20 protein-coding genes and 1 tRNA gene are annotated in these 20,222 nt (G+C 36.5%); 6 read left to right on the top strand and 15 right to left on the bottom strand.

Features of this window, described 5'->3' with window-relative positions:
- Positions 1–108: 108 nt before the first annotated feature.
- Together pyrC and yejK are read right to left on the bottom strand one after the other, a co-directional pair.
- Positions 109–1,164, bottom strand: coding sequence for a dihydroorotase (gene pyrC / locus CXF85_RS21695; RefSeq protein ID WP_101230735.1), 1,056 nt, complete (start codon positions 1,162–1,164; stop codon positions 109–111).
- A gap of 155 nt (positions 1,165–1,319) precedes the next feature.
- The gene (gene yejK / locus CXF85_RS21690) at positions 1,320–2,390 is read right to left on the bottom strand and encodes a nucleoid-associated protein YejK (RefSeq protein ID WP_101230734.1); all 1,071 of its coding nucleotides are present in this window, start codon (positions 2,388–2,390) and stop codon (positions 1,320–1,322) included.
- Between the two features lie 135 nt (positions 2,391–2,525).
- Here yejK and CXF85_RS21685 point away from each other — a divergent pair, with 135 nt between their 5' ends.
- The 3 genes from CXF85_RS21685 (at position 2,526) to CXF85_RS21675 (ending at position 4,756) form a co-directional block, all read left to right on the top strand.
- Positions 2,526–2,732 carry a DUF1414 domain-containing protein gene (locus tag CXF85_RS21685; RefSeq protein WP_101230933.1) on the top strand — a complete coding sequence of 69 codons (207 nt, stop codon included), beginning with the start codon at positions 2,526–2,528 and terminating at the stop codon, positions 2,730–2,732.
- A gap of 43 nt (positions 2,733–2,775) precedes the next feature.
- Positions 2,776–4,536, top strand: a complete 1,761-nt coding sequence (locus CXF85_RS21680; RefSeq protein WP_101230733.1) for a DUF3413 domain-containing protein — start codon at positions 2,776–2,778, stop codon at positions 4,534–4,536.
- A gap of 143 nt (positions 4,537–4,679) precedes the next feature.
- A tRNA-Pro gene (locus CXF85_RS21675) sits at positions 4,680–4,756 on the top strand.
- A 217-nt stretch (positions 4,757–4,973) separates the two neighbouring features.
- On the opposite strand, the gene CXF85_RS21670 is transcribed toward CXF85_RS21675, so the two are convergent.
- The 3 genes from CXF85_RS21670 to CXF85_RS21665 all read right to left on the bottom strand — a co-directional run bounded on the left by CXF85_RS21670 (position 4,974) and on the right by CXF85_RS21665 (position 7,852).
- The gene (locus tag CXF85_RS21670; protein ID WP_101230732.1) at positions 4,974–5,417 is read right to left on the bottom strand and encodes a hypothetical protein; all 444 of its coding nucleotides are present in this window, start codon (positions 5,415–5,417) and stop codon (positions 4,974–4,976) included.
- 597 nt (positions 5,418–6,014) lie between these two features.
- The gene (locus CXF85_RS22885; RefSeq protein WP_157829162.1) at positions 6,015–6,155 is read right to left on the bottom strand and encodes a hypothetical protein; all 141 of its coding nucleotides are present in this window, start codon (positions 6,153–6,155) and stop codon (positions 6,015–6,017) included.
- A 215-nt stretch (positions 6,156–6,370) separates the two neighbouring features.
- Positions 6,371–7,852, bottom strand: coding sequence for a hypothetical protein (locus CXF85_RS21665; protein WP_101230731.1), 1,482 nt, complete (start codon positions 7,850–7,852; stop codon positions 6,371–6,373).
- A 214-nt stretch (positions 7,853–8,066) separates the two neighbouring features.
- Here CXF85_RS21665 and CXF85_RS21660 point away from each other — a divergent pair, with 214 nt between their 5' ends.
- Entirely contained in the window at positions 8,067–8,843 is a 777-nt protein-coding gene (locus CXF85_RS21660; RefSeq protein ID WP_157829161.1) for a substrate-binding periplasmic protein, read from the top strand.
- 100 nt (positions 8,844–8,943) lie between these two features.
- On the opposite strand, the gene rho is transcribed toward CXF85_RS21660, so the two are convergent.
- From rho to CXF85_RS21630, 6 genes are all read right to left on the bottom strand, one after another.
- Positions 8,944–9,888, bottom strand: a complete 945-nt coding sequence (rho, locus tag CXF85_RS21655; RefSeq protein ID WP_101230729.1) for a transcription termination factor Rho — start codon at positions 9,886–9,888, stop codon at positions 8,944–8,946.
- Between the two features lie 518 nt (positions 9,889–10,406).
- Positions 10,407–10,622 (bottom strand): hypothetical protein, encoded by a 216-nt coding sequence (locus CXF85_RS21650; protein WP_101230728.1) that lies wholly within the window; start codon positions 10,620–10,622, stop codon positions 10,407–10,409.
- A gap of 137 nt (positions 10,623–10,759) precedes the next feature.
- Positions 10,760–11,011: a hypothetical protein gene (locus CXF85_RS21645; protein WP_101230727.1), complete on the bottom strand. Its 252-nt coding sequence runs from the start codon at positions 11,009–11,011 to the stop codon at positions 10,760–10,762.
- A gap of 2 nt (positions 11,012–11,013) precedes the next feature.
- A complete protein-coding gene (locus CXF85_RS21640; RefSeq protein WP_101230726.1) occupies positions 11,014–11,574 on the bottom strand; it encodes a peroxiredoxin family protein in 561 nt (186 codons plus the stop codon).
- A 76-nt stretch (positions 11,575–11,650) separates the two neighbouring features.
- Positions 11,651–12,385, bottom strand: a complete 735-nt coding sequence (locus CXF85_RS21635; RefSeq protein WP_101230725.1) for an EAL domain-containing protein — start codon at positions 12,383–12,385, stop codon at positions 11,651–11,653.
- 96 nt (positions 12,386–12,481) lie between these two features.
- Positions 12,482–13,621 carry a cell division protein FtsZ gene (locus CXF85_RS21630; RefSeq protein ID WP_101230724.1) on the bottom strand — a complete coding sequence of 380 codons (1,140 nt, stop codon included), beginning with the start codon at positions 13,619–13,621 and terminating at the stop codon, positions 12,482–12,484.
- A gap of 486 nt (positions 13,622–14,107) precedes the next feature.
- Between CXF85_RS21630 and CXF85_RS21625 the strand changes: the two genes are divergently transcribed.
- Positions 14,108–14,530, top strand: a complete 423-nt coding sequence (locus CXF85_RS21625; RefSeq protein WP_101230723.1) for a type II toxin-antitoxin system HicB family antitoxin — start codon at positions 14,108–14,110, stop codon at positions 14,528–14,530.
- Positions 14,531–14,618: 88 nt separating this feature from the next.
- On the opposite strand, the gene bioD is transcribed toward CXF85_RS21625, so the two are convergent.
- The 4 genes from bioD to bioB all read right to left on the bottom strand — a co-directional run bounded on the left by bioD (position 14,619) and on the right by bioB (position 18,732).
- Complete coding sequence (gene bioD / locus CXF85_RS21620; RefSeq protein WP_101230722.1) at positions 14,619–15,401, bottom strand: dethiobiotin synthase; 783 nt, start codon at positions 15,399–15,401, stop codon at positions 14,619–14,621.
- 187 nt (positions 15,402–15,588) lie between these two features.
- The gene (bioC, locus tag CXF85_RS21615) at positions 15,589–16,386 is read right to left on the bottom strand and encodes a malonyl-ACP O-methyltransferase BioC (RefSeq protein ID WP_101230721.1); all 798 of its coding nucleotides are present in this window, start codon (positions 16,384–16,386) and stop codon (positions 15,589–15,591) included.
- Entirely contained in the window at positions 16,386–17,558 is a 1,173-nt protein-coding gene (locus CXF85_RS21610) for an aminotransferase class I/II-fold pyridoxal phosphate-dependent enzyme (protein WP_101230720.1), read from the bottom strand. The genes bioC and CXF85_RS21610 overlap by 1 nt, the downstream gene beginning before the upstream one ends.
- Positions 17,559–17,643: 85 nt before the next feature.
- Positions 17,644–18,732, bottom strand: coding sequence for a biotin synthase BioB (gene bioB / locus CXF85_RS21605; protein WP_101230932.1), 1,089 nt, complete (start codon positions 18,730–18,732; stop codon positions 17,644–17,646).
- Between the two features lie 87 nt (positions 18,733–18,819).
- Here bioB and bioA point away from each other — a divergent pair, with 87 nt between their 5' ends.
- Positions 18,820–20,157, top strand: a complete 1,338-nt coding sequence (gene bioA / locus CXF85_RS21600) for an adenosylmethionine--8-amino-7-oxononanoate transaminase (protein ID WP_101230719.1) — start codon at positions 18,820–18,822, stop codon at positions 20,155–20,157.
- Positions 20,158–20,222 lie beyond the last annotated feature (65 nt).

Here is a 20,222-nt window from a genome sequence, read left to right as displayed (position 1 = left end):
CTTTACGTTTGTCTTTGTTCTTTACAAATAAAGGTATAATTTATTTACTAACCAAGCTTTAGGTTTATTTTGAGTAAAATTAACGCTAAAGCTCAGAGACAGTAATAATTAACCTTCGACTTGCCACAAAATTTCTTCATTGGCACGAACAGGTACAACAACATCATCACCAAAGGTCATTGTTGCTGGTACTTGCCATGCTTTCTTAACTAACGTAATTTTATCAGTATTTACGGGTAATTGATAAAAGTTTGCTCCATTAAGGCTGGCAAAGGCTTCTAATTTATCAAGAGCGTTTTCTTGTTCAAACACTTCAGCATATAACTCAACAGCTGCATGCGCAGAATAAACACCAGCACAACCGCAAGCTGACTCTTTTGCTTGTTGGGCATGTGGTGCTGAATCAGTACCTAAGAAGAATTTTTTATCGCCACTGGTTGCTGCTTCTATTAACGCCTGTTGATGTGTATTGCGTTTTAAAATAGGTAAGCAGAAGTAATGCGGACGAATACCGCCAACTAACATGTCGTTACGGTTATACAATAAATGATGGACAGTAATTGTAGCGCCAACATTGTCACCCGCTGCTTTAACAAAATCTACTGCATTTTTAGTGGTGATATGTTCTAAAACAATTTTAAGATTCGGGTAGCTAGCAACTAACGGCTGTAAAATTGTATCGATGAATACTTGCTCTCTATCGAAAATATCAATATCAGCAGCAGTAACTTCACCGTGAATTAATAGTGGCATACCCACTGATTGCATTGCTGCAAATACGTCAGTTAAGTTGGCAACATCCGTTACACCCGATGATGAATTTGTTGTTGCACCGGCTGGATATAATTTTGCCGCATAAACTAAACCAGAATCTTTCGCTTCAATAATATCTTCTGCGCTAGTTTTATCTGTTAAATATAACACCATTAATGGCTTAAAATGCACACTTGGTGCTACTGCCATAATTCGCTCATAGTAACTTTTTGCTAAGGCAGCATTCGTTACTGGAGGTACTAAATTTGGCATAACAATGGCTCTACCAAAATAACGACTAATATCAGCTACCGTGTTTTTTAATACCGCGCCATCACGTAAATGTACGTGCCAATCATCAGGTCGAGCGATAGTAATTGTGTCATTTGAGATATTGCTTTCATTTGTCATGTTCGTCTTTCCAATTTTGTATGATTACAGCTAACTGACTATTTACTTAGTCTACGTCACTGTTTTAATTAACTTTAATCTTAGTTTTTTGAGTAATCAAAAAAGGTAACGCGATACTTTAAAGTAACGTGTTACCTAAATTATTGCTGGTATTATTACTCTTCAGGGCTTTTTTCATTATCAACGTTCTGACTATCGAGAAGCGCCATTAATTGTTCTTTCAAATTTGGTGGCACTTTATAGATAACTAACGAGTCATTATGAGGATTATAAACGACGTCTTCACCAAAATGGCTACGTTCGAAACTTAAGCTTATGCCATTACCATACCCTGAATATTTTGTGATTTTGTTAACCACTGCTTGCTCATGGGGAAATGATTCTTCAATAGGGTAAGATTGAGTTTGGCAAAACTGATAGAAGTCTTGTTCTGCCCCTGCACTTTCAATAACGTTACCCACTTCTTGCAGTGACACATCTTGAGAACTCGCTTTCTGCTCTTTGCAGTAGCTGAGTAAATCTTTACGTGTTTTTTGTTTTTCTGCAGGGTCTAGTTGATTAACTGAAACATAATCTTCAACCGCTTGTACTAACGTTTGTGTTTGCTCTTTCGAGTTTAAACCTTCTTCACAACCTAAAAAGTCTAAAAAGAAGTCTGACACTTTACGACCAGCTCTACCTTTTACAAAAGAGATATAACGATTGCCATGAGAGTTTTCTTTATAATCGAATAAATCAATACGTGCAGCAAGTTGCATTTTAGATGTATCTAAATGCTGAGCTGCTGAAATATTTAATTCTCCGTCAACACTGTAATGCTCTGATACCGGGATAACTGCGACGAATAAGTAGCGACCGCCCATGTATTCATAATGACATATAACAAAATAGCCTGTCTCTTCAATGTCATACTTTTCGATTTCATTTTTTAATACATTGCCCGCTTGCGTACTAAAATCATAAAAATTTTGTTGTTCTGTTAAATAGCTTTCCATTAAATCAACAAAGCGAGCTGAATCACCTTCACCTGGCATAGCTGAAAAACTGCCGTAGGCTTTATTACCCTTGGTATTATAAATGGCATGTAAACCATCAACAAAGTTAGTTGTTTTCGCATTTTCTTGTGCGAAGTCAGCATTTTCCGGTCCAAGGCGTAAAACAACTTCGCCGGTATCTTCTTTTTTAGACAAAAAATGTAGTGCAATGTTTTTAATTATTAAGCTCATATGACTCTTATGTTTTGTTGCTGATGTTAATTATGTAGCGCTACTTATATACTTTTTATATCAGGTATATATTAAAGTGTGCAGGCATTTGATAAACTAGAGAAATTAAATTTATCATTAACGAAAACTATTATTATGCCTATTGTATCTAAATATTCGAACGAACGTGTAGAAAAAATTATCCAAGACTTGTTAGATGTTCTTGTAAAAGAAGAAGTAACACCGGATTTAGCCTTAATGTGTTTAGGTAATGCTGTTACTAACATTATTGCGCAAGTACCTGAAAGTAAACGTGTTGCTGTTACAGAAAACTTCACTAAAGCATTAAAAAAATCGGTTTAAACTCTTAATTTAATTTTATCCGCAAAAAGAAGAATTATTATCAATGGTTTCATTTGATACAAAAAGTTACAGCAAAAAACTATTACATTTGATCAGTTGGAGCCATTGGTTCACATTTTTCAATATTTTAGCAGCAATTGCGCTCTCCTCTTACTATTTATTTAGCGAAGCGGCGCCAACAACACTCTTTGGCCAGGTTTACTTAGTCACTACCTGGGTGAGTCATATTGCTTTTCTAACCTTTATGAGTTTTGTTTTGGTGTTATTTCCATTAACACTGATCCTACCGCACACAAAGTTTATTAGAACGAGTGGCTCTATCATTTTTACCATTGGTTTATTACTACTGGTTTTAGACGGTTTTATCTATAGTCGTTTGGGTTATCACTTAAACGCTTCTTCTAGTGGACAAATTATAAGTTTGCTACAAGATATAGCTAAAGATAACAGTCTATTTTACACAATCAGTGGCTCACTGATTATTGTCATTTTAGGTTTTGAGTTCATTGTAAGTAATTATGCCTGGAAACACTTAAAGCAATTACAAAAAACAGTCTTTGCTCGTTTTGTTATTTTTGCTTTAGTTTTATCCTTCTTCTTTAGCCATGTAAGTCATATCTGGGCTGATGCTAACCTTGATTATGATATTTTGCGTCAAGACACCGCTTTACCTTTGTCTTATCCCGCAACAGCAAAAACACTTTTAACCAAATATGGTCTATTTAATATTGAAGATTATATAGAGCGTAAAAATAGCCCTCTTTCATTTAGTCATGCTATTCCTAATTACCCGACAATAGATTCAGGCATTTGCCCTGATGAATCAGCCGTTACCGCGCCGACAAACTCGACCTTTTTGATTCTAACCGAGCAACAAATATCAACGACTCAGCTTAATCAATTCATGCGTCGCGCTAGTGCAACTAGCTTACATTTAACCAACAATATTGATACTGGGCTTAATGATGATGCATGGTTTAACTTGCTTTATTCTTTACCGAGTATTTATCAACAAGATATTTTAAAGCAAGGTATTAAGCCGCTATTGTTTCAACGTGTAGACCAGCAGGCCCTTGCAACAAGCTTAACGGTTATCTCTGATGAGTTTTCAGTGACATCCCTACAAGATGATACGAGTGAAAATAATGTGGCTGTTGTTGAACCTCGCTGGTTCGAAGCGTTATTCAGTGAAAAAACTGAATTAGAGAATGTTTCAAGTTTATTATTTGCTAAGACCCTAAATAATAAAGCACCGGGTCTGCATATTATCTACTTTAAAAATAGCCATGCTATTGATGCAAATAAAGCAGTACAGAATAATAACCAATATCAATTTGAGTTATTTGTTGATGCTTTACTATTGGCTCAGAAACAAAAATCGGAAAAAGATATTATTTGGATTAGCTCTATTGGTAATCAAAGTAATGATACGCGATTAAATACTAAACCCGCGTTATTCATCTATCCTGAGCAAGCTAAGGCTACCCATAAGGATGTAACGTTTAATACCAGTAATATGGACTTGCAGCCAACGTTAATGCGTCAATGGCTAACATGTAACGTTACTACCTACAGTAATGGCAATGACTTACCAAGTTTGAATAAAGATAGGGTTATTGCCAATACCACAGATAAAGGCATTATTATCTTTGATAAAGATAAATCTGTTTTTGTCGATCAAAATGGTAATTTTCAAAGTTACTCGCGTCAATTTTCTTCGCCAATAACGGTTAATGCTGATTTCCCACTGATGATTGATGGTGTGCATTTCATTAAGCAGTTCACTCAACAAGAGAACAAGTGAACTCCGTTATTGATGTATTTGGGGTCATATCGAGTAATAGTTAGCCGTTTAATTCATCTAGGCTAACTATTCATCTGATTATCATTGCATTACCTCGATAAATCATTAAGATACAAGCGGTAAACTTATTTAGTTTACATTGTCGGGGTATAGCGCAGCTTGGTAGCGCGCGCGCCTGGGGGGCGTGAGGTCGACAGTTCGAATCTGTCTACTCCGACCATATTAAGTAAAACAAATCAGCCGCTTAGTGATAGTTCAACGAACTGTTTTAAGTGGCTTTTTTGTGTCTGTCTAACTCATAGCTAACCGGAATTATTTTACTTATCTTTTAGCCTGAGTTGTTAGCGAAAGATGGCATTCACCTATCAAAGCTTGCATATACTGTTTGGGTAAAACAAGCGGCTAAAGAAAGAATTAAGCTAAGTAAGCCATAAGATTTAGTTAATTGGATTAAGCATTGGTTTTTGACCAAACAACTTACCGTTTCTTGCCTCTGTTTCAACCGAATATGCTTCAGCGCTGCTGTCGACTAAAACATATTGATACTCTAAATGCTCATGAATGTATCGCTTGGTCAGTGTATCTAACTTTAATTGACCATTGGCAAATAAAGGTAAGTCGCCTTGCGTAAGCGTTGGTATAACCAGTCTATTGGCGACATAGACACAAAACTGATCACCACTTAAACGGCCTATAGCATGACTGTTCAGTGTTGTAACGAGTCCGTACTGTTTCTTGTGCTGGTTTTTCTCGATTTCACTCCCAGACATTCCGCAATAAAAAAGCTCATCATCATTCCAAATAGCATAAATACCTGCAGCCACACTCGGTATATCTTTGTTAGGCCAGTCAGAAAACTTAAAGTGTTTAGAAAATTTCATAATTCACCTGAAAATGGTTAACGCTATATTAAGCGACTAATATAAGTTGGTTATTATTGTGATTAACGAACAAAGACAACGATATATTGTCCGTTTGAATATCTTATTATAGCCATGAATATTATCTTTCGTGAGCTAAAGTTGATTAGTAGCAAATCACTTTAAAGGATTGAATAAATTGCCTCAACAACAACAACACCAACCACCAGCACGCATCGCTACTTTTCTCAACGTCATACACGATGAAATATGCCTAATGACACTGTTATCGAGCGTTCGCATATACTTTGTTATTATTTTGGCTTGATTGAATTAGCTTATGTGTATGTTGAGCAACATGGGTTTAACCAAAAGAAAGCATCTTGAGGCAATTAGTTTGAAGTTATCAGCAATGCAATGCTATACACAGATCACTCAATTGAAGAATAAAATCTTGTGGGTAGGTGTATTGTCAGTAGTTGTTCTGGAATGAAAATACATATTAAACGCCGAGCAATAGCAATTAAAGTCAGCTTCAACTCATCTGTAGCTATTACTTGGCTTTCATTATCAATTTAAGCTTCATACAAAAGGCGTAGGTAACGCCTTAAATTCAATTTAACAAGATTCTAGTTCCGCAATACGCTTATCGTAAGCTTCTGCTTCACTTTTATATTGCTCATAATCTTCTTTATTTTCCTGGGCAACACGGGCTTTTTCAGAATACTCGGCACTTTTCTTTTTATAATAGTCGATCATAACTTTCCTTTGTCTTTGCCTGATAGTAGGTCAATAAACCTACAGAGTGTTGAAAGTTATTTCAATCTATTTATACTTTTATATAGGTTGTTTCTCTAAGTAAATGAAGTGAATTAATTATGCAGGTAGCCAAATTATGTTTTACTGAAGTTAACTGCATAAAAAATACCAGCATATAGCTGGTATTTAATTAAAGCGTTTTAAATGGATATCCTTTAAGAGCACAGCCCCCAATTAGTACCATCGATACCACACTCATAGACAGTTGTACCGTCATCTTGCTTAGTTTCTTTGCGCCATTTACCTTCATTATTTTTGTGGATTACTACATCGCCTGTGGCCTTACTTTTACGCCAGTAACTCACATCAATAGCAACTTCATCATCAAACCGATAAGGCATAACATCAAAAGCAGTAAACAACTCTTCAGGGTTTAAGTCTGCTGCTTTGCCTTTTACGTCTATCCAATTAGATAATGTTTGAAAGTCTGCGTTCATATCTCTAAAGTTAAATTCAGCACCATACTCATAATCAGTTTCAGCGTAACGTAAGCTAAAACTTCGCTCATCAGGATTCTCTAAACTGGTATTGATGCATTCATTAAGCGTTGGAAAGTTAACAGTAGGTATGGTATTGCCAAGTTCATAATGAATACCATCTTTTTCAAAACTCACGCGCTCAATATTGCCACAGCGGTAGGTATGGTCTTCATTGATATATACATCTTCACGAATGCTCAACCAACCTTTTAGTGACTGATCTCCCCATGTCTCACCCAACTCATGCAGTTTAGTTAAAACGACGTCAACTTTGTTTAATGAACCGGTATCTGTAAGTTTGACAAACTCGATAAAGTCTTCAGTACCCATAAAGATAATTTCATCGCGATACCAAGCATCATTAAAGCTGTATTCTTCATCTTTAACCTTATCTTGATAGATGACTACTCGAATTTCAGCGGCGTTTGGATATTCAATCTCCAACGCTTTTTTATGTTTATAAGCCGCTTTCAAGCCAGTAACAATAGACTGAGCTTTGTCATAAGCAGCACTGTCATTATTAGCAATAAAATCTGAATAGATTTGATCTGCCGATAAATTGTAATGAGCAACCAGATTTAGCATTACGTCTTCTATGTCACCTTTAAGCTCAAGACGTAACTCAGTATCCGCCTTAAGTTCAGCACAACTTAAGTTCCCTTTACCACTACCTTGGAGTTGACGTCGTAATTGCCCCCACATCACAGAAGTTAAAGGTGATATGTTACGAATCTCGTCATCTGACAAAGGCTCTATTGATGGCGGAAATGACATTTGGTACGCTTCTGTCACCACACCTAAGTCTTCATCTATTGCACCAACAGGCACATCAACGTACATGGTAGAGTATGGGACGCAAGACGCTTGCTCTTCAGTAAATTCAAAAATATAGTCACCAGACTCAGTAGAAACTACTGACGGCTCAGTTTGCTTATCAAATTTATTATCGCCATCTAAATCCAACCAAACGGTAGCACCAGAGACATAACCATCAATAACTTTACCCGTAAGTGATACCGTTTCGGCAACTATTGGAGTCGGTGTTGTCAAAACAGGATCGATTACCTCTGGTTCTTCGGGAGATGAACTTCCCCCACAACCAGCAAGAGTAGCTACCATAGCCACACAAAGGCTTAGTTTACTTTTTTTAACGAACATACAAGTTTCCCTTTTTGTATTTTAAATTTAATTCCGTAAATCACGGGTTATAAAGTGACTATATAGATGAGCAGTTCATTCCGCTTGCAGAAATTACTCACATTAATCACAGGGTGTCATATTTATCCCTTTAGTAAAACTATTTAGTTCTCCTATACATCGTATTAAGTTATGGTAAATCAATACGGTAGTTTCTAAATTTGAGAGCAAAGAAGTGAGATATACTTTTATTTGTCTTTTGGTTATAAGTTTTAATCTAAACGCACAAACTGCATATGAATTAAAAGCGGTAGCTTCATCTCACAAGATGTTTCAATATTTTGAAGATGGACAAGTTAAAGGTCCTTCTGCTGAAATATTTAACATGTTAATGGAAGAAACTAGTCTGAAACCGACCGTAGCGTTTTATCCTTGGGCAAGAGCTCTTAATAAAGTATTAACTCAGCCAAATACACTTATATTGAGCTTAACTCGAACAAAGCAAAGAGAAGATAACTTTATTTGGCTCATTAAAGTAAACGAATCAAGAAGAGCCTTCATTTCACTAAAATCTAAACCTGAGCACTTTGTTACTACACTTGTTCAAGCAAAAGGTAAGTTAGTTGCTGTAACAAGAGATAGTTATAGTTATAAATCACTTATAGATAAAGGCTTTACCGAAAGTAAAAATCTATATATCGTTTCAAACATCGATGATGCCATGATTTTATTTAAAAAAGGAAAGGTCGATCTTATCTATACAGACCCAAAGGCCATTAAGAATCATTATAATGATATGGGTAAAAACAGTAACAAAATAGTAAATATAACCCTGGTACCAGAAGCACAAAGAGATATATTTATTGCTATAAATAAGAAGACCGATAAACATTTAGTCGATAGATTACAACTAGCTGCAAAAACCGTCTCACAATCATCAAGTTATTCTGAAGTATTAATTAAAATTAAAAACAATACCGATACGTCCAAATTCTCTATTTTATCGCAGTAGAGTTCAGTAAACGTATCGTTACTAATATCCGGCATTGTCACCTGAGAATAGCGACTACCTTAAGTAGTATACATAGAAAAACACCATTGTTAGTCAGCATCTAATGATTCAGCAACTCAGCATTCGTTGGGTAACTTTCGAGTAATTCAACAAGTTTTCTAGCGCCATCAACAGGTTTTAGACTAGTAAGCCCTCTTCTTATTAAGCGTACATTGTCGATTTCTTTTGAATTAAGAAGAAGCTCTTCACGGCGGGTGCTACTTTTAGCAATATCAAACGCAGGAAAAATACGTCGTTCGGCCGCCTCACGTGATAAAACGATTTCCATATTACCTGTACCTTTGAATTCTTCAAATATCACTTGATCCATTCGGCTTCCGGTATCAACAAGTATGGTCGCTAGGATGGTAATAGATCCGCCATTTTCTATGTTTCTAGCGGTGCCAAACAGTTTTCGTGGTATTTCCATGGCTCTAGCGTCAATTCCCCCTGACATGGTACGACCGCTGCTCTTTTGATTGGCGTTATATACTCGTGTCAATCTTGTCAGAGAATCAATAACAATCATTACATTGTGACCTTCGCCAGCTTCTTTACGGGCGATTTTAAGCAGATCATTGGTTACACGTAGATGATGATCGTAATTTTCATCTGTGGATGAGGCGAATACTTGCGCGGGCACGCTACGCTTAAAATCGGTTACTTCTTCCGGACGCTCATCAATGAGTAACGCATAAAGTTTTATCTCGGGATAAGCTTCCCCAACAGCTTGGCAAATATGTTTTAAAATGGTCGTTTTGCCAGAACCTGGCGGAGCAACAATCAAACCTCTCTGCCCCATTCCTATTGGCGTTAACAAATCCATAGCTCGCATGGAGTGTTGTTTAGAGCCTAATTCAAGTTGAATACGTTGATCAGGATTGATAGCTACGCCATTCATAAAACGCTTTTGTGGATCTTCATGAACTACGGCCTTAACCACTTCTTCTACCGGTTTTGGCACTACTTTTCTTTTCACGTTCAATGTTAATATTTTTCTTGTCATGATATTGGTTTATAACTCTAGAGGGTTAAGTGATTATTGACGTTGACCGTGCAAGGTTAGCAAGCTTGTAAGGATATATTTTATAAGAAAGAGATAATAACGTATTCGAAAAAGTATTGATAAATATTTAGACTAAAAACAATAAATGCATTTTTTAAATGATGAATAATTAACTTATTTTGATTAACACACACTCAACCAAACCAATACTAACGTAACGCGGAACCGCATAAGGCATTGTTCTTGTTAACTTAGTCAAAATACCTTTATTCAATACAAATAAAAAACATTTCAATATTGTAAACACATTAGGTAACGGTTATTTGCTCAAAAAAAGACTAAAAACATTAATTGGGTGCTTAAATAGTAAATGGTTAACGTAATTAATGGAAAGATAATCACGCATGCCATAACGTATTAATTGTCAGTTTTGAATAAAAGTAGTCGACATAAAAAACCCGTTGCTTGTGATAAACGACGGGATTTTTATGTGATTTTATTGATAAGATTTTCTAGCGTTAATCATCATTAACCATGGTTATTTTATTAGAATACGTTTGCAAAAAATAATGAATACGATTAGAACGCCTTTTCGATAACATCACCCTAATATTTCCCGCAAGCAATGCATCGCTGCGTTTAACCTTAATTAAAGGCACAAAAGGTTTGTTATCAATACTGATAGTAGTCATGTGATGACATATGGCTTTTATTCTTGCTTGTTCGATATCCAATGCTCAAATCCTAAGAGAAGTTATTTATGCGTATGATAACTACCACAAAATTTATAACTGCTCTAAGTTGTACTAAAACTGTGTTTAATTGTTTCCAGACAAAAATTAAATCATAGTGACAACAAAGAGATAACAAGTTATTTACACCAAACTTTACCACCAATCATTTTAAAGGCCGGTGTACCTCTAATTAAGCAATCTCGCGCAAATACCTTATGACATTTTGGGCAAGTACAAGGGGTTTCTGTAAAGTCTTGACTGATTCGCTCTTTAAAACATTTGAGTAAAGCGCCCTTGCCCCCTTTACGGTATTTGAACAGTAAGAAATTACAGCCTTTACAATAAATATCAACAGTTTTACTTGGGCCTTTTTTATTGGGTTTTGACATGGCTACTTCTTAGTAATACCTAAAGCACCTAAATTATTTGCCATATCTTGAGCGGCAGATTTTGGTGTAATATCATCATCAATTTTAATTATCTTACCTTGCTTCGATATATAAAAAGTGACCCGACTAGCAACTCTAAACATATTCAATACTTGATACGCTTTTGCTGCTGCTTTTGTTGGATCACTTAACATCGGAAAATCAGCCCCGGTTTTTTCTGCAAAATCACGATTGTCATCAAGTGGGTCAACACTGGCCATAACATAACTAACATCATATTCTCTTATCAGATGTCCCTGCTCTGTTAATGACTTACATTCAATAGTACAACCACGCGTGTTTGCCATCGGATACCAAGCTAATACCACGGCTTGTTTACCTTTATAGTCACTCAGCTGGTAATAATCACCTGTGGTTGCTTGTAATTTGAAATTTGGTGCGTCATCTCCTACTTTAAGATCCGTGGCAAAAGCGGAGAAACCAACAATGCTAACCAGACTACAAACAATTTTTATCGATTTTTTTAAGCTGCTTTTAAGCTTAGGGGTGATGTTAATTTTCATATAGGTCTCTTTATTTAAATTAGATGATACGAGATATAGATACAGTGTATGGTGTTCGTTAGTTGATTTAAAGTTATTAACTAACGTTCTTAAAACGATCACGGTAATAAAAGCCTTGTACAAAATCACAGGTAAGCTGTTTTGCTAAGGTTAAATCTTCATACGTTTCTACACCTTCGAGGATCACTTTTTTATCAGTACTGTGCGCATAATCAATAATAGATTTAACCAGCAGCATAAAATTACGATTGCTTTTATTTTTTATCACAAACTTATCAAGCTTGATGTAATTAACTAACTGTATAACAGAGGTAGAAATCATTGATTGAGGATTACATACATCGTCTATTGCAGTTTGGATATTGCTTTTAGCTAGATTATCAATCATGGCAAGACTCATTATGGCATCGTTTATTTCTGAGTTTTCAATGAGCTCAACCACAACATTCGACTTTGAATGTGATTTAAACAATTTTAAGAAAGGATTGCTTTGATCAATAACACCACTCGCAAAGTAAGAGTCTTGGTCTAAGTTAACAAAAATATCATGATCATTAACGGCATAAGATAACTGTAATTGCTTTTGTTGGTATTCAACTTGAAACAAAGTTAACGGGCTATTATGCAATGACTCATAAACTAAGTCCGGTCGGATGAGTTCGTTATCGATAGAATAGAATCTAGCCAAGGATTCATAGGCAAAAATCTCTTGGCTGTTAGTGCTAATTATGGGCTGATATTCAACACCAAAACGCTTGTTTTCGATGAGATCGATTAAACATTTAGGGCTGAGTAATTTCTTATCTTTCATTGACTTCAGCCGACAATTTCTTAGCCGACCGTTCCTAATACATAGATGGAACGCCAAATGTAAACAAGAATGATTATCATGTAAAGTATTGTTTCGTTAATTACGGTTGATTGCCATTAATTTACGCGTTATTGCGGGTATATCACTGATACTCTCACCTTGATTGATAAAACTAAGCTCGTCATCAATGTATACCGGCTCAGATGGCTCTAACGATTGTTTAACCAACTCGCTCTCTTCGTCAATGACAATTGATGGTTTAACAGACTTTGTTGCATCACTACTGATACCAGATCCTATTATCAGTATTTCTATTTCTGAAGACAAATTAGGATCAAGACTTACACCCGGTACAATAAGTACAGAGCGATTAGTGACCTTGGTGCGGATATGATCAATTAAGCCATTGTAAGTCGATAATTTTGGTTCAGATTTACAAAACAATTGAAAGATAATACCTTTGGCTGTATCGATGTTAGCGATGGAAACCAGTGGGTTATTTAGCGCTTGGTCGAGAGCGTCGAACGCTCCTTCTTCAGAGTCTGCTTTGCCAACACCTAAAATAGACTCACCTTCAAATGATAGAATGGTTGAGAAATCATTTTTATCGACATTGACATAACCTGTTTCATTAAGCATCTGCACTAGAGCAATCAAGAGATTTTTAAGTACTTCATTACTTTGATTAAAGGCCGAGAATAATCCAACGCTTTCACCTAAGCCGGCAAGTAACAGATCGTTTGAAAGCGTAATATAAGCATGTATTGGCTCTTTAATATCATCTATACCCTGTAGGGCATAATCCATTCGCATTTGCCCTTCTGACTCAAACGGTAAGGTCACGATGGCTAAACAGTTGATATTGAGTTCACGTGCTATTTTAGCAACTAAAGGGCTTGCACCTGTTCCTGTGCCACCACCAAAACCTGCGGTGATGATTACAATGTCACTGTCCATTATGGCACTACGAAGTAACTCTTCGCTTTCTTGGGCTGCTTGATAACCAATAATAGGATCGGCACCTGCACCATATCCATTTGTTAAGTTTTCACCTATTAGAATTTTGTTTTCTACATTAATGCTATTTAAAGCAGCAAGATCTGTATTGACCGCAACAAGGTTAACTTGCCCAGATAAATTATTTTCATGAAGCATGTTAACTGTATTACAACCACATCCACCTATGCCTACAACGGTAATCAATAATTCCGGGTTTCCGTTAAGAAGTTCTTTCATAGTATTCCTTATTCAATCAATAAAACAATAGCCTGATATGCTCCCTAGTTGTCACATAACCTTGGGAGGAATAGCCAAAAAGTTTATGGCTAGTATTAGGTCGTATTTCTGACGAATTCCACTGTGTTTTCTTATTTATTATAGAGATCTAATTCTTGATGATCCACACCAAAATATAACTCTGGCCACATAATTAAATGATCACCAAGTGAAAAAAGAAATGACTTCTAAAGCAACTTAATTATAATAGCAATTTTTCTGTCTCACTACTTTTATCTGCCGCCTTTAAATCCTCTAAGTAATAGTAAACGTTTACCTACACAACGATACAAGGGTTGCTGGAGTTACCGTGGTGCGGTGACTATAGGGTTGCTGGGGTTATTTATGGGCAATGCAAGGAGTTATTAGGGTTATGTGATTGTTGCTATTTCGAGTTATTGGAGTTACCATAACTAAATAGGGTTTTAGTGATGTTAGGAGTTAAAAATGAAGTACGCTGTAGTGTTTACTCAAGGCGAAAAAAACAGTGATTATCAAGTGTCAGTACCTGATCTTCCTGGTTGTGCAATTAGCGCAAAAACAATTGATATTGGTATGGAGGAAGTCACTAAAGCCATAAAATCACATCTCGCAATTTTGGCAGAATATGGTGAAAAAGTACCTAATGCAAAGGGACTAGATAGCCATAGAAAAAACTATATATTAGAAAACCCACATACCTTTTCGCAAGCTTTTTGGGCGATAATAAGCATTGATATTACGCCCTACTTAGGCAAGAGCCATAAAATAAACGTAACTTTACCCGAGTTACTTATTGCACAAATTGATGATAAAGTGAGTAAATCTTCAGATTACAAAACGCGCTCAGGATTTATCGCAAGCGCTTGCTTTGCTGAATTAGAAAAGTAGTTTTATTTTTATAATAGCATTCAATTAAACTTCAGCCATGGATGCTAATTTATCTTATAGCTGTACTTTAAATTTTGGTGAAGCGTGATTATATCAATACAGATAAAATAATTTTGTTTGCCGCTATATTAATTTTTTCTGAAAAAGAAACGTCGTTGCCCTCTTCATCTACATCAGCAATAAAATCAAACTGTGCAATTTTAGGTATCGGCAAAAGTTGTTCTAGCTCAGTAATATTTTCAGACAAGTTATCCATAGAATCACTCGATGCACAATTTGCAATCCAAGCAATACACTCTAGTCCATCGGCTTTAATTGTTTCATACGTTAACAACGCATGATTTAAACAACCTAACTTCATATTGACGATTAAAATAACTTCGAGGTTTGTAGTTTTAACAAAGTCGGATAGAAATTGATAAGTCGTTTTTTTGTTATCGATGCCAGTTACTGTTGATTCAATGGTTACAGGACCTAATGGTAAGCGCCATCCACCCGCACCCTCCACTACAGTAATATCCGCGTTAAGTGATTTCACTTGTTGATAATGAAAATTTATATCTGCAACCGTAATGTGCTGGTTTAGTTTTTTTGCTGCTATGTGTGGTGCAATGGGTTGTTTAAAGGCAATTGGGTTGATATGAGCAATGCTTTGAGCACAGTTAGCAAATTCACTGAGTAATTTTGCGTCCTCATTAATAAGCTGACCATCAACTAATTCACAACCTGCTGCAATGGGCTTAAACGCTGCAACTTTTAACGCCGGCTTTATCGAAGTATTATTGCGTTGTGTGAACGCATGAATTAAAGCGCAACTGACAAACGTTTTACCAGCGTCGGTATCTGTAGCCGTAATAAAAAATTGTTTCATATTTATTTCTTAATTAATGAGTTATTTAAGCAAGGCTTAGTAAAAAGATTACCTGGAATAATAGTTGGAAAATCACATTGCGGAGAATAAAGGCCTTAGTTATTTATCATAAAAACTAAGGCTAATAAAAATAGAGTATGCGGTGCAGTTTCACTTATGTAATTGGTATTAGTTGTAACATAAGTGACTAGTTATTTAACTTAACCACTAAACCAGAAAACAAACGATAAGTTGCTGGGTAAATACCACTAGGCTCTAGAAAATCTTGGTAATGCTCTGTCATTTTGAACCACTTATCTTTTCCTGACAGGCCTCTATTTTGCTTCTGTGCCAAATGATTAGCACCCAAGCCTTTTAACTCGCGCGCTAAATGGATTACGTTTTGATATTCCAAGACAATATCTTGGCACTTTTGTTCGATCAACTTACCATTTTCATTATTGAATAAGGTATTGAGCTCAGTAACGCTTTTAAAATCTATCACATGTTGATCATCATCTACTTGTTTCCAAGAAGATTTCAACTCGTTTAATGTTCCATCAACTAAGGTGGTAAATATAAGTAAGCCACCCGGTTTTAACACTCTTAACATTTCAGCTATCGCATCACCGAGTGGGTCAAACCATTGAATCACTAAATTGGAATAAATAAAGTCAATACTGTTATCTTGCAGTGGTATTTTATGGGCATCGCCTTCTAGCCATAATATTTTTTCATTTCGGTGCTCTTTAGCAAAGTGAAGCATTTCATGCGAAATATCTAAACCTATAACTTGGTTATAAGTGCCTGCTAATAAGTCGGTGAAAAAACCCGTGCCAGAGCCCAAATCCAAAACGGTTAGATCGTTACGGTTCGGTAACCAAGGCATTAAATGTTTACCTGAAAAACGTTGTAACCTTGCTGATACGTCATAAGAAGTAGTGGCCGAACCAAAACTTTTAGCAATATTTACTCGGTTTGTCTTTTCTTGTTCTGTTTGAACCATTAAGCTATAGCCTTATTGATACATTCTGCTAAGTATTTAATATCTTTAGTATTATGGTTTGCGCAAATGGTAACGCGTAATCTTGAGCTGTTAGTGGCAACCGTTGGCGGCCTTATTGCTGTTAACCAAATACCTTGTTTTTTGAGTTCGTCACTGATGTTAAGTGCTTTTTTCTCATCGCCAATGATTATGGCATGAATTGAAGATTGAGTGATAACTAACTCGATTTCTGGGTTGAGTAACTCACTAAATAATGCACTTAATTCACTGATTTTTTCTCGGCGCCAATGTTCTTTTTGAATAAGCGCGATGCTTTTTCTGGTGGCCCAAGCGATTGCAGGAGATATGGCGGTAGAGTAAATGTAATGACGAGAAAAGTTGACCAAGTATTCATGTAGGTCTTCATCACATGTCAAAAATGCGCCACTGGTACCAATGGCTTTACCCATTGTTGCCATAGTAATATCTATCTCTGCAAAGTAATTACTACCCTGTCCTTCATTACCAATAACACCAATACTGTGTGCATCATCTAAATAAAGCCAGGCCTGATGGGATTTTGCCACTTGCGCTAACTCTAGCACTTTAGCTTGGCAACCATCCATACTAAATACACCTTCAGAAGCAATTAACTTACTTGGAGGTTTACTTGGAGAGTCAGTTGCGCCCTCATCAGAATTGTTAAGTAATTTTGTTAAGTGGTCAATATTATTATGGTTAAAACGTTTAACTCTTGCTTTGCTATGATAAGCGCCATCAATCATTGACGCATGACTCAACTTATCTAGGTAAAAATGACTTTCTTCATTCTTACCTAGCGCTTGAAATAATGCTAAGTTAGCAGCGAAACCACTCGAGAAAAGTAAACATTTTGGTTTGTTTAACCACTGACAAATGTCATCTTCCAAAGCTTGATGAGCATAATGGTAGCCGGTAACCAAACTAGAGCTACTGGCACAAACACCAAACTTGTCTGCACCTTCTTGTAATGCTTTATTTATTTCAACATGATTATTTAAGCCTAAATAATCATTTGAAGAAAAATTAAGGTAGGATTTTCCATTGACAACGATTTCTTTACCTTGGCTAGCGGTACTATTACACACTAATTGACGGTATCGAGACTTAGCTTTTTGTTCTTTGACATCATGTCGAATAAAATCAAAGTTCATAAGTGAAGTTATACCTTAACCTTTAATGTCAAAAAAGCGACTAGCGGTTTAAACCGCTAGCTAGCAAGTTTGAATTTATAATGATTTACGCTGATGCGTTGTAAAATAAATCACTGTGTTGCTGGTCAGCAATAGCTGTTTTTACTATATTGTCTGAGCGTTCAGTATCGCCAGCAACGGTTTCAGTATTTATACCCAACTTTTCAAACAAAGCAATATCTTGATTGGTTTCAGGGTTTTCAGCGGTAAGTAGTTTACAACCATAGAATATTGAGTTTGCGCCAGCAAGGAAACACATAGCTTGCATCTGCTCGTTCATCGCAGTACGACCTGCTGATAATCTCACATGACTATGTGGCATCATAATACGGGCTACAGCAATACAGCGGATAAAGTCAAAACTTTCTAAATCATCAATATTCGCTAAAGGGGTACCTTCAACTTTAACTAACATGTTAATTGGCACACTTTCAGGTTGTGGGTTTAAATTAGCAAGTTGTATTAATAGTGATGCGCGATCAACGGCTTTCTCACCTAAACCAACGATACCACCACTACAAACTTTCATGCCAGAGCTGCGAACATTGGTCAAGGTATCAAGTCTATCTTGAAAGGTACGCGTCGTAATGATTTGATTATAATGCTCAGGAGAGGTATCTAGGTTATGGTTATAATAATCTAAGCCAGCACCATTTAATCTGTCCGCTTGCTCTTCCGATAACATACCTAAGGTCATGCATGTTTCCATACCAAGTGCTTTAACACTTTTCACCATATCAAGAACATAAGGCATATCGCGTTCTTTAGGATTACGCCAAGCAGCGCCCATACAAAAACGGGTTGAACCCATTTCTTTGGCTCTTTGCGCCGCTTCAAGTACTTTTTCAACCGCTAATAAACTTTCTTTTTCTAAGTCAGTTTTATTTCGTGCACTTTGAGAACAGTATTTGCAATCTTCTGGGCAAGCACCGGTTTTAATCGATAATAAGGTACTGACTTGTACTTCATTAGGATTAAAGTTTTCTCTATGTATTGTTTGTGCTTTAAACATTAGATCACTAAAAGGCATAGCAAATAGTGCATTTACTTCCTTCAAATTCCAATTGTGACGAAGGATAGAATTTAACGATTGTGCCTGTGACTGCTCGGCTGCGGTACTACTTAAATCTGACATAAAACCCAATTGCATCTAGTTAACTTAACGGGTAGTCTAGCCAGACTAAGCATGATGTCAACGATTAATGAGCACTTTAGTTAACAAATGAACGATAAACATACAACCATGACCCCATCTGAACAAAATTCACTCCTTCGTTTTGATAAAGAAAACGTTTGGCATCCTTATACCTCAATGTCAGATCCTCTACCAAGCTATTTAGTTGACAGTGCCCAAGGGGTAACAATCAATTTAGCCAGCGGTGAACAGCTCATTGATGGTATGTCTTCATGGTGGTCTGTTTTACATGGCTATAATCACCCTAAGTTAAATGCTGCACTGCAAGCGCAAGCATTAAAAATGTCCCATGTGATGTTTGGCGGCTTAACCCATCAAAGTGCAATTACCTTATGTGAAAAACTGGTTCGTTTAACACCTGAAGGTTTAGATAAAGTATTTTTGTCTGATTCTGGCTCTGTCAGTGTCGAAGTAGCAATGAAAATGGCATTGCAGTATCAGCATGCTGTTGCTGAAAAAAACAAGGTCACGCTAACCAAAACTAAGCTTCTTACCGTTAAAAATGGTTATCACGGTGATACTTTCGCTGCGATGTCGGTTTGCGATCCTGTTACGGGTATGCATCAAATATTTGAACAAGTATTAATGCAGCACTTCTTTGCTCCTGCGCCGACAATTAAGTTTGGTGAAACATGGTCAAGTAATGATGTTACCGAGCTATCTGCTTTATTTGCAGCGCATCATAATGAAATTGCTGCGTTTATTATTGAGCCTATAGTACAAGGTACTGGTGGTATGCGCTTTTATCACCCTGAGTATTTAAAAGCTTGTCGGTTACTCTGTGATAAATATGATGTATTACTGATAGTTGATGAAATTGCGACAGGTTTTGGACGTACTGGTAAACTCTTCGCCTGCGAATGGGCTGGTATTAATCCCGACATAATGTGTTTAGGTAAAACCCTAACAGGTGGTTATATCACGCTAGCGGCAACCTTATGTACCACACACATTGCACAAACTATTAGTGAAGGCGCCGCCGGGTGTTTTATGCATGGGCCAACATTTATGGGAAATGCCCTCGCCTGCGCTGTAGCAAATGCGAGCATTGATTTATTATTTGAAAATGATTGGCAAAGCCAAGTACAAGGCATTGAGAGCACTCTTAATACGCTACTTAAACCTTTAACAATACATACCAGGGTTAAAGATGCACGTGTGCTGGGTAGCATTGGTGCAATTGAGTGTAAAGAAAGTGTCAACGTCGCGCAGATACAAAAACGTTTCGTTGAATTAGGTGTTTGGATCAGACCCTTTGGCCAGTTAATCTATATCATTCCACCACTGATCATTAATACTAAGCAATTAACCACCTTAGTAAATGCGATTGCAACAGTATTAGATGAAGATGAGTGCTTTAGCTAATCGACTTGCTAAATACGTTGGTTGATTGTGTGATAGCTGCTCTAATATAACTTACGGTCATGGAT

Origin of the sequence: Colwellia sp. 75C3 (assembly GCF_002836255.1) — a bacterium.
In the GTDB taxonomy this organism is placed as follows: Bacteria; Pseudomonadota; Gammaproteobacteria; order Enterobacterales; family Alteromonadaceae; genus Colwellia.
This window is presented reverse-complemented; position numbering and strand designations above follow the sequence as displayed.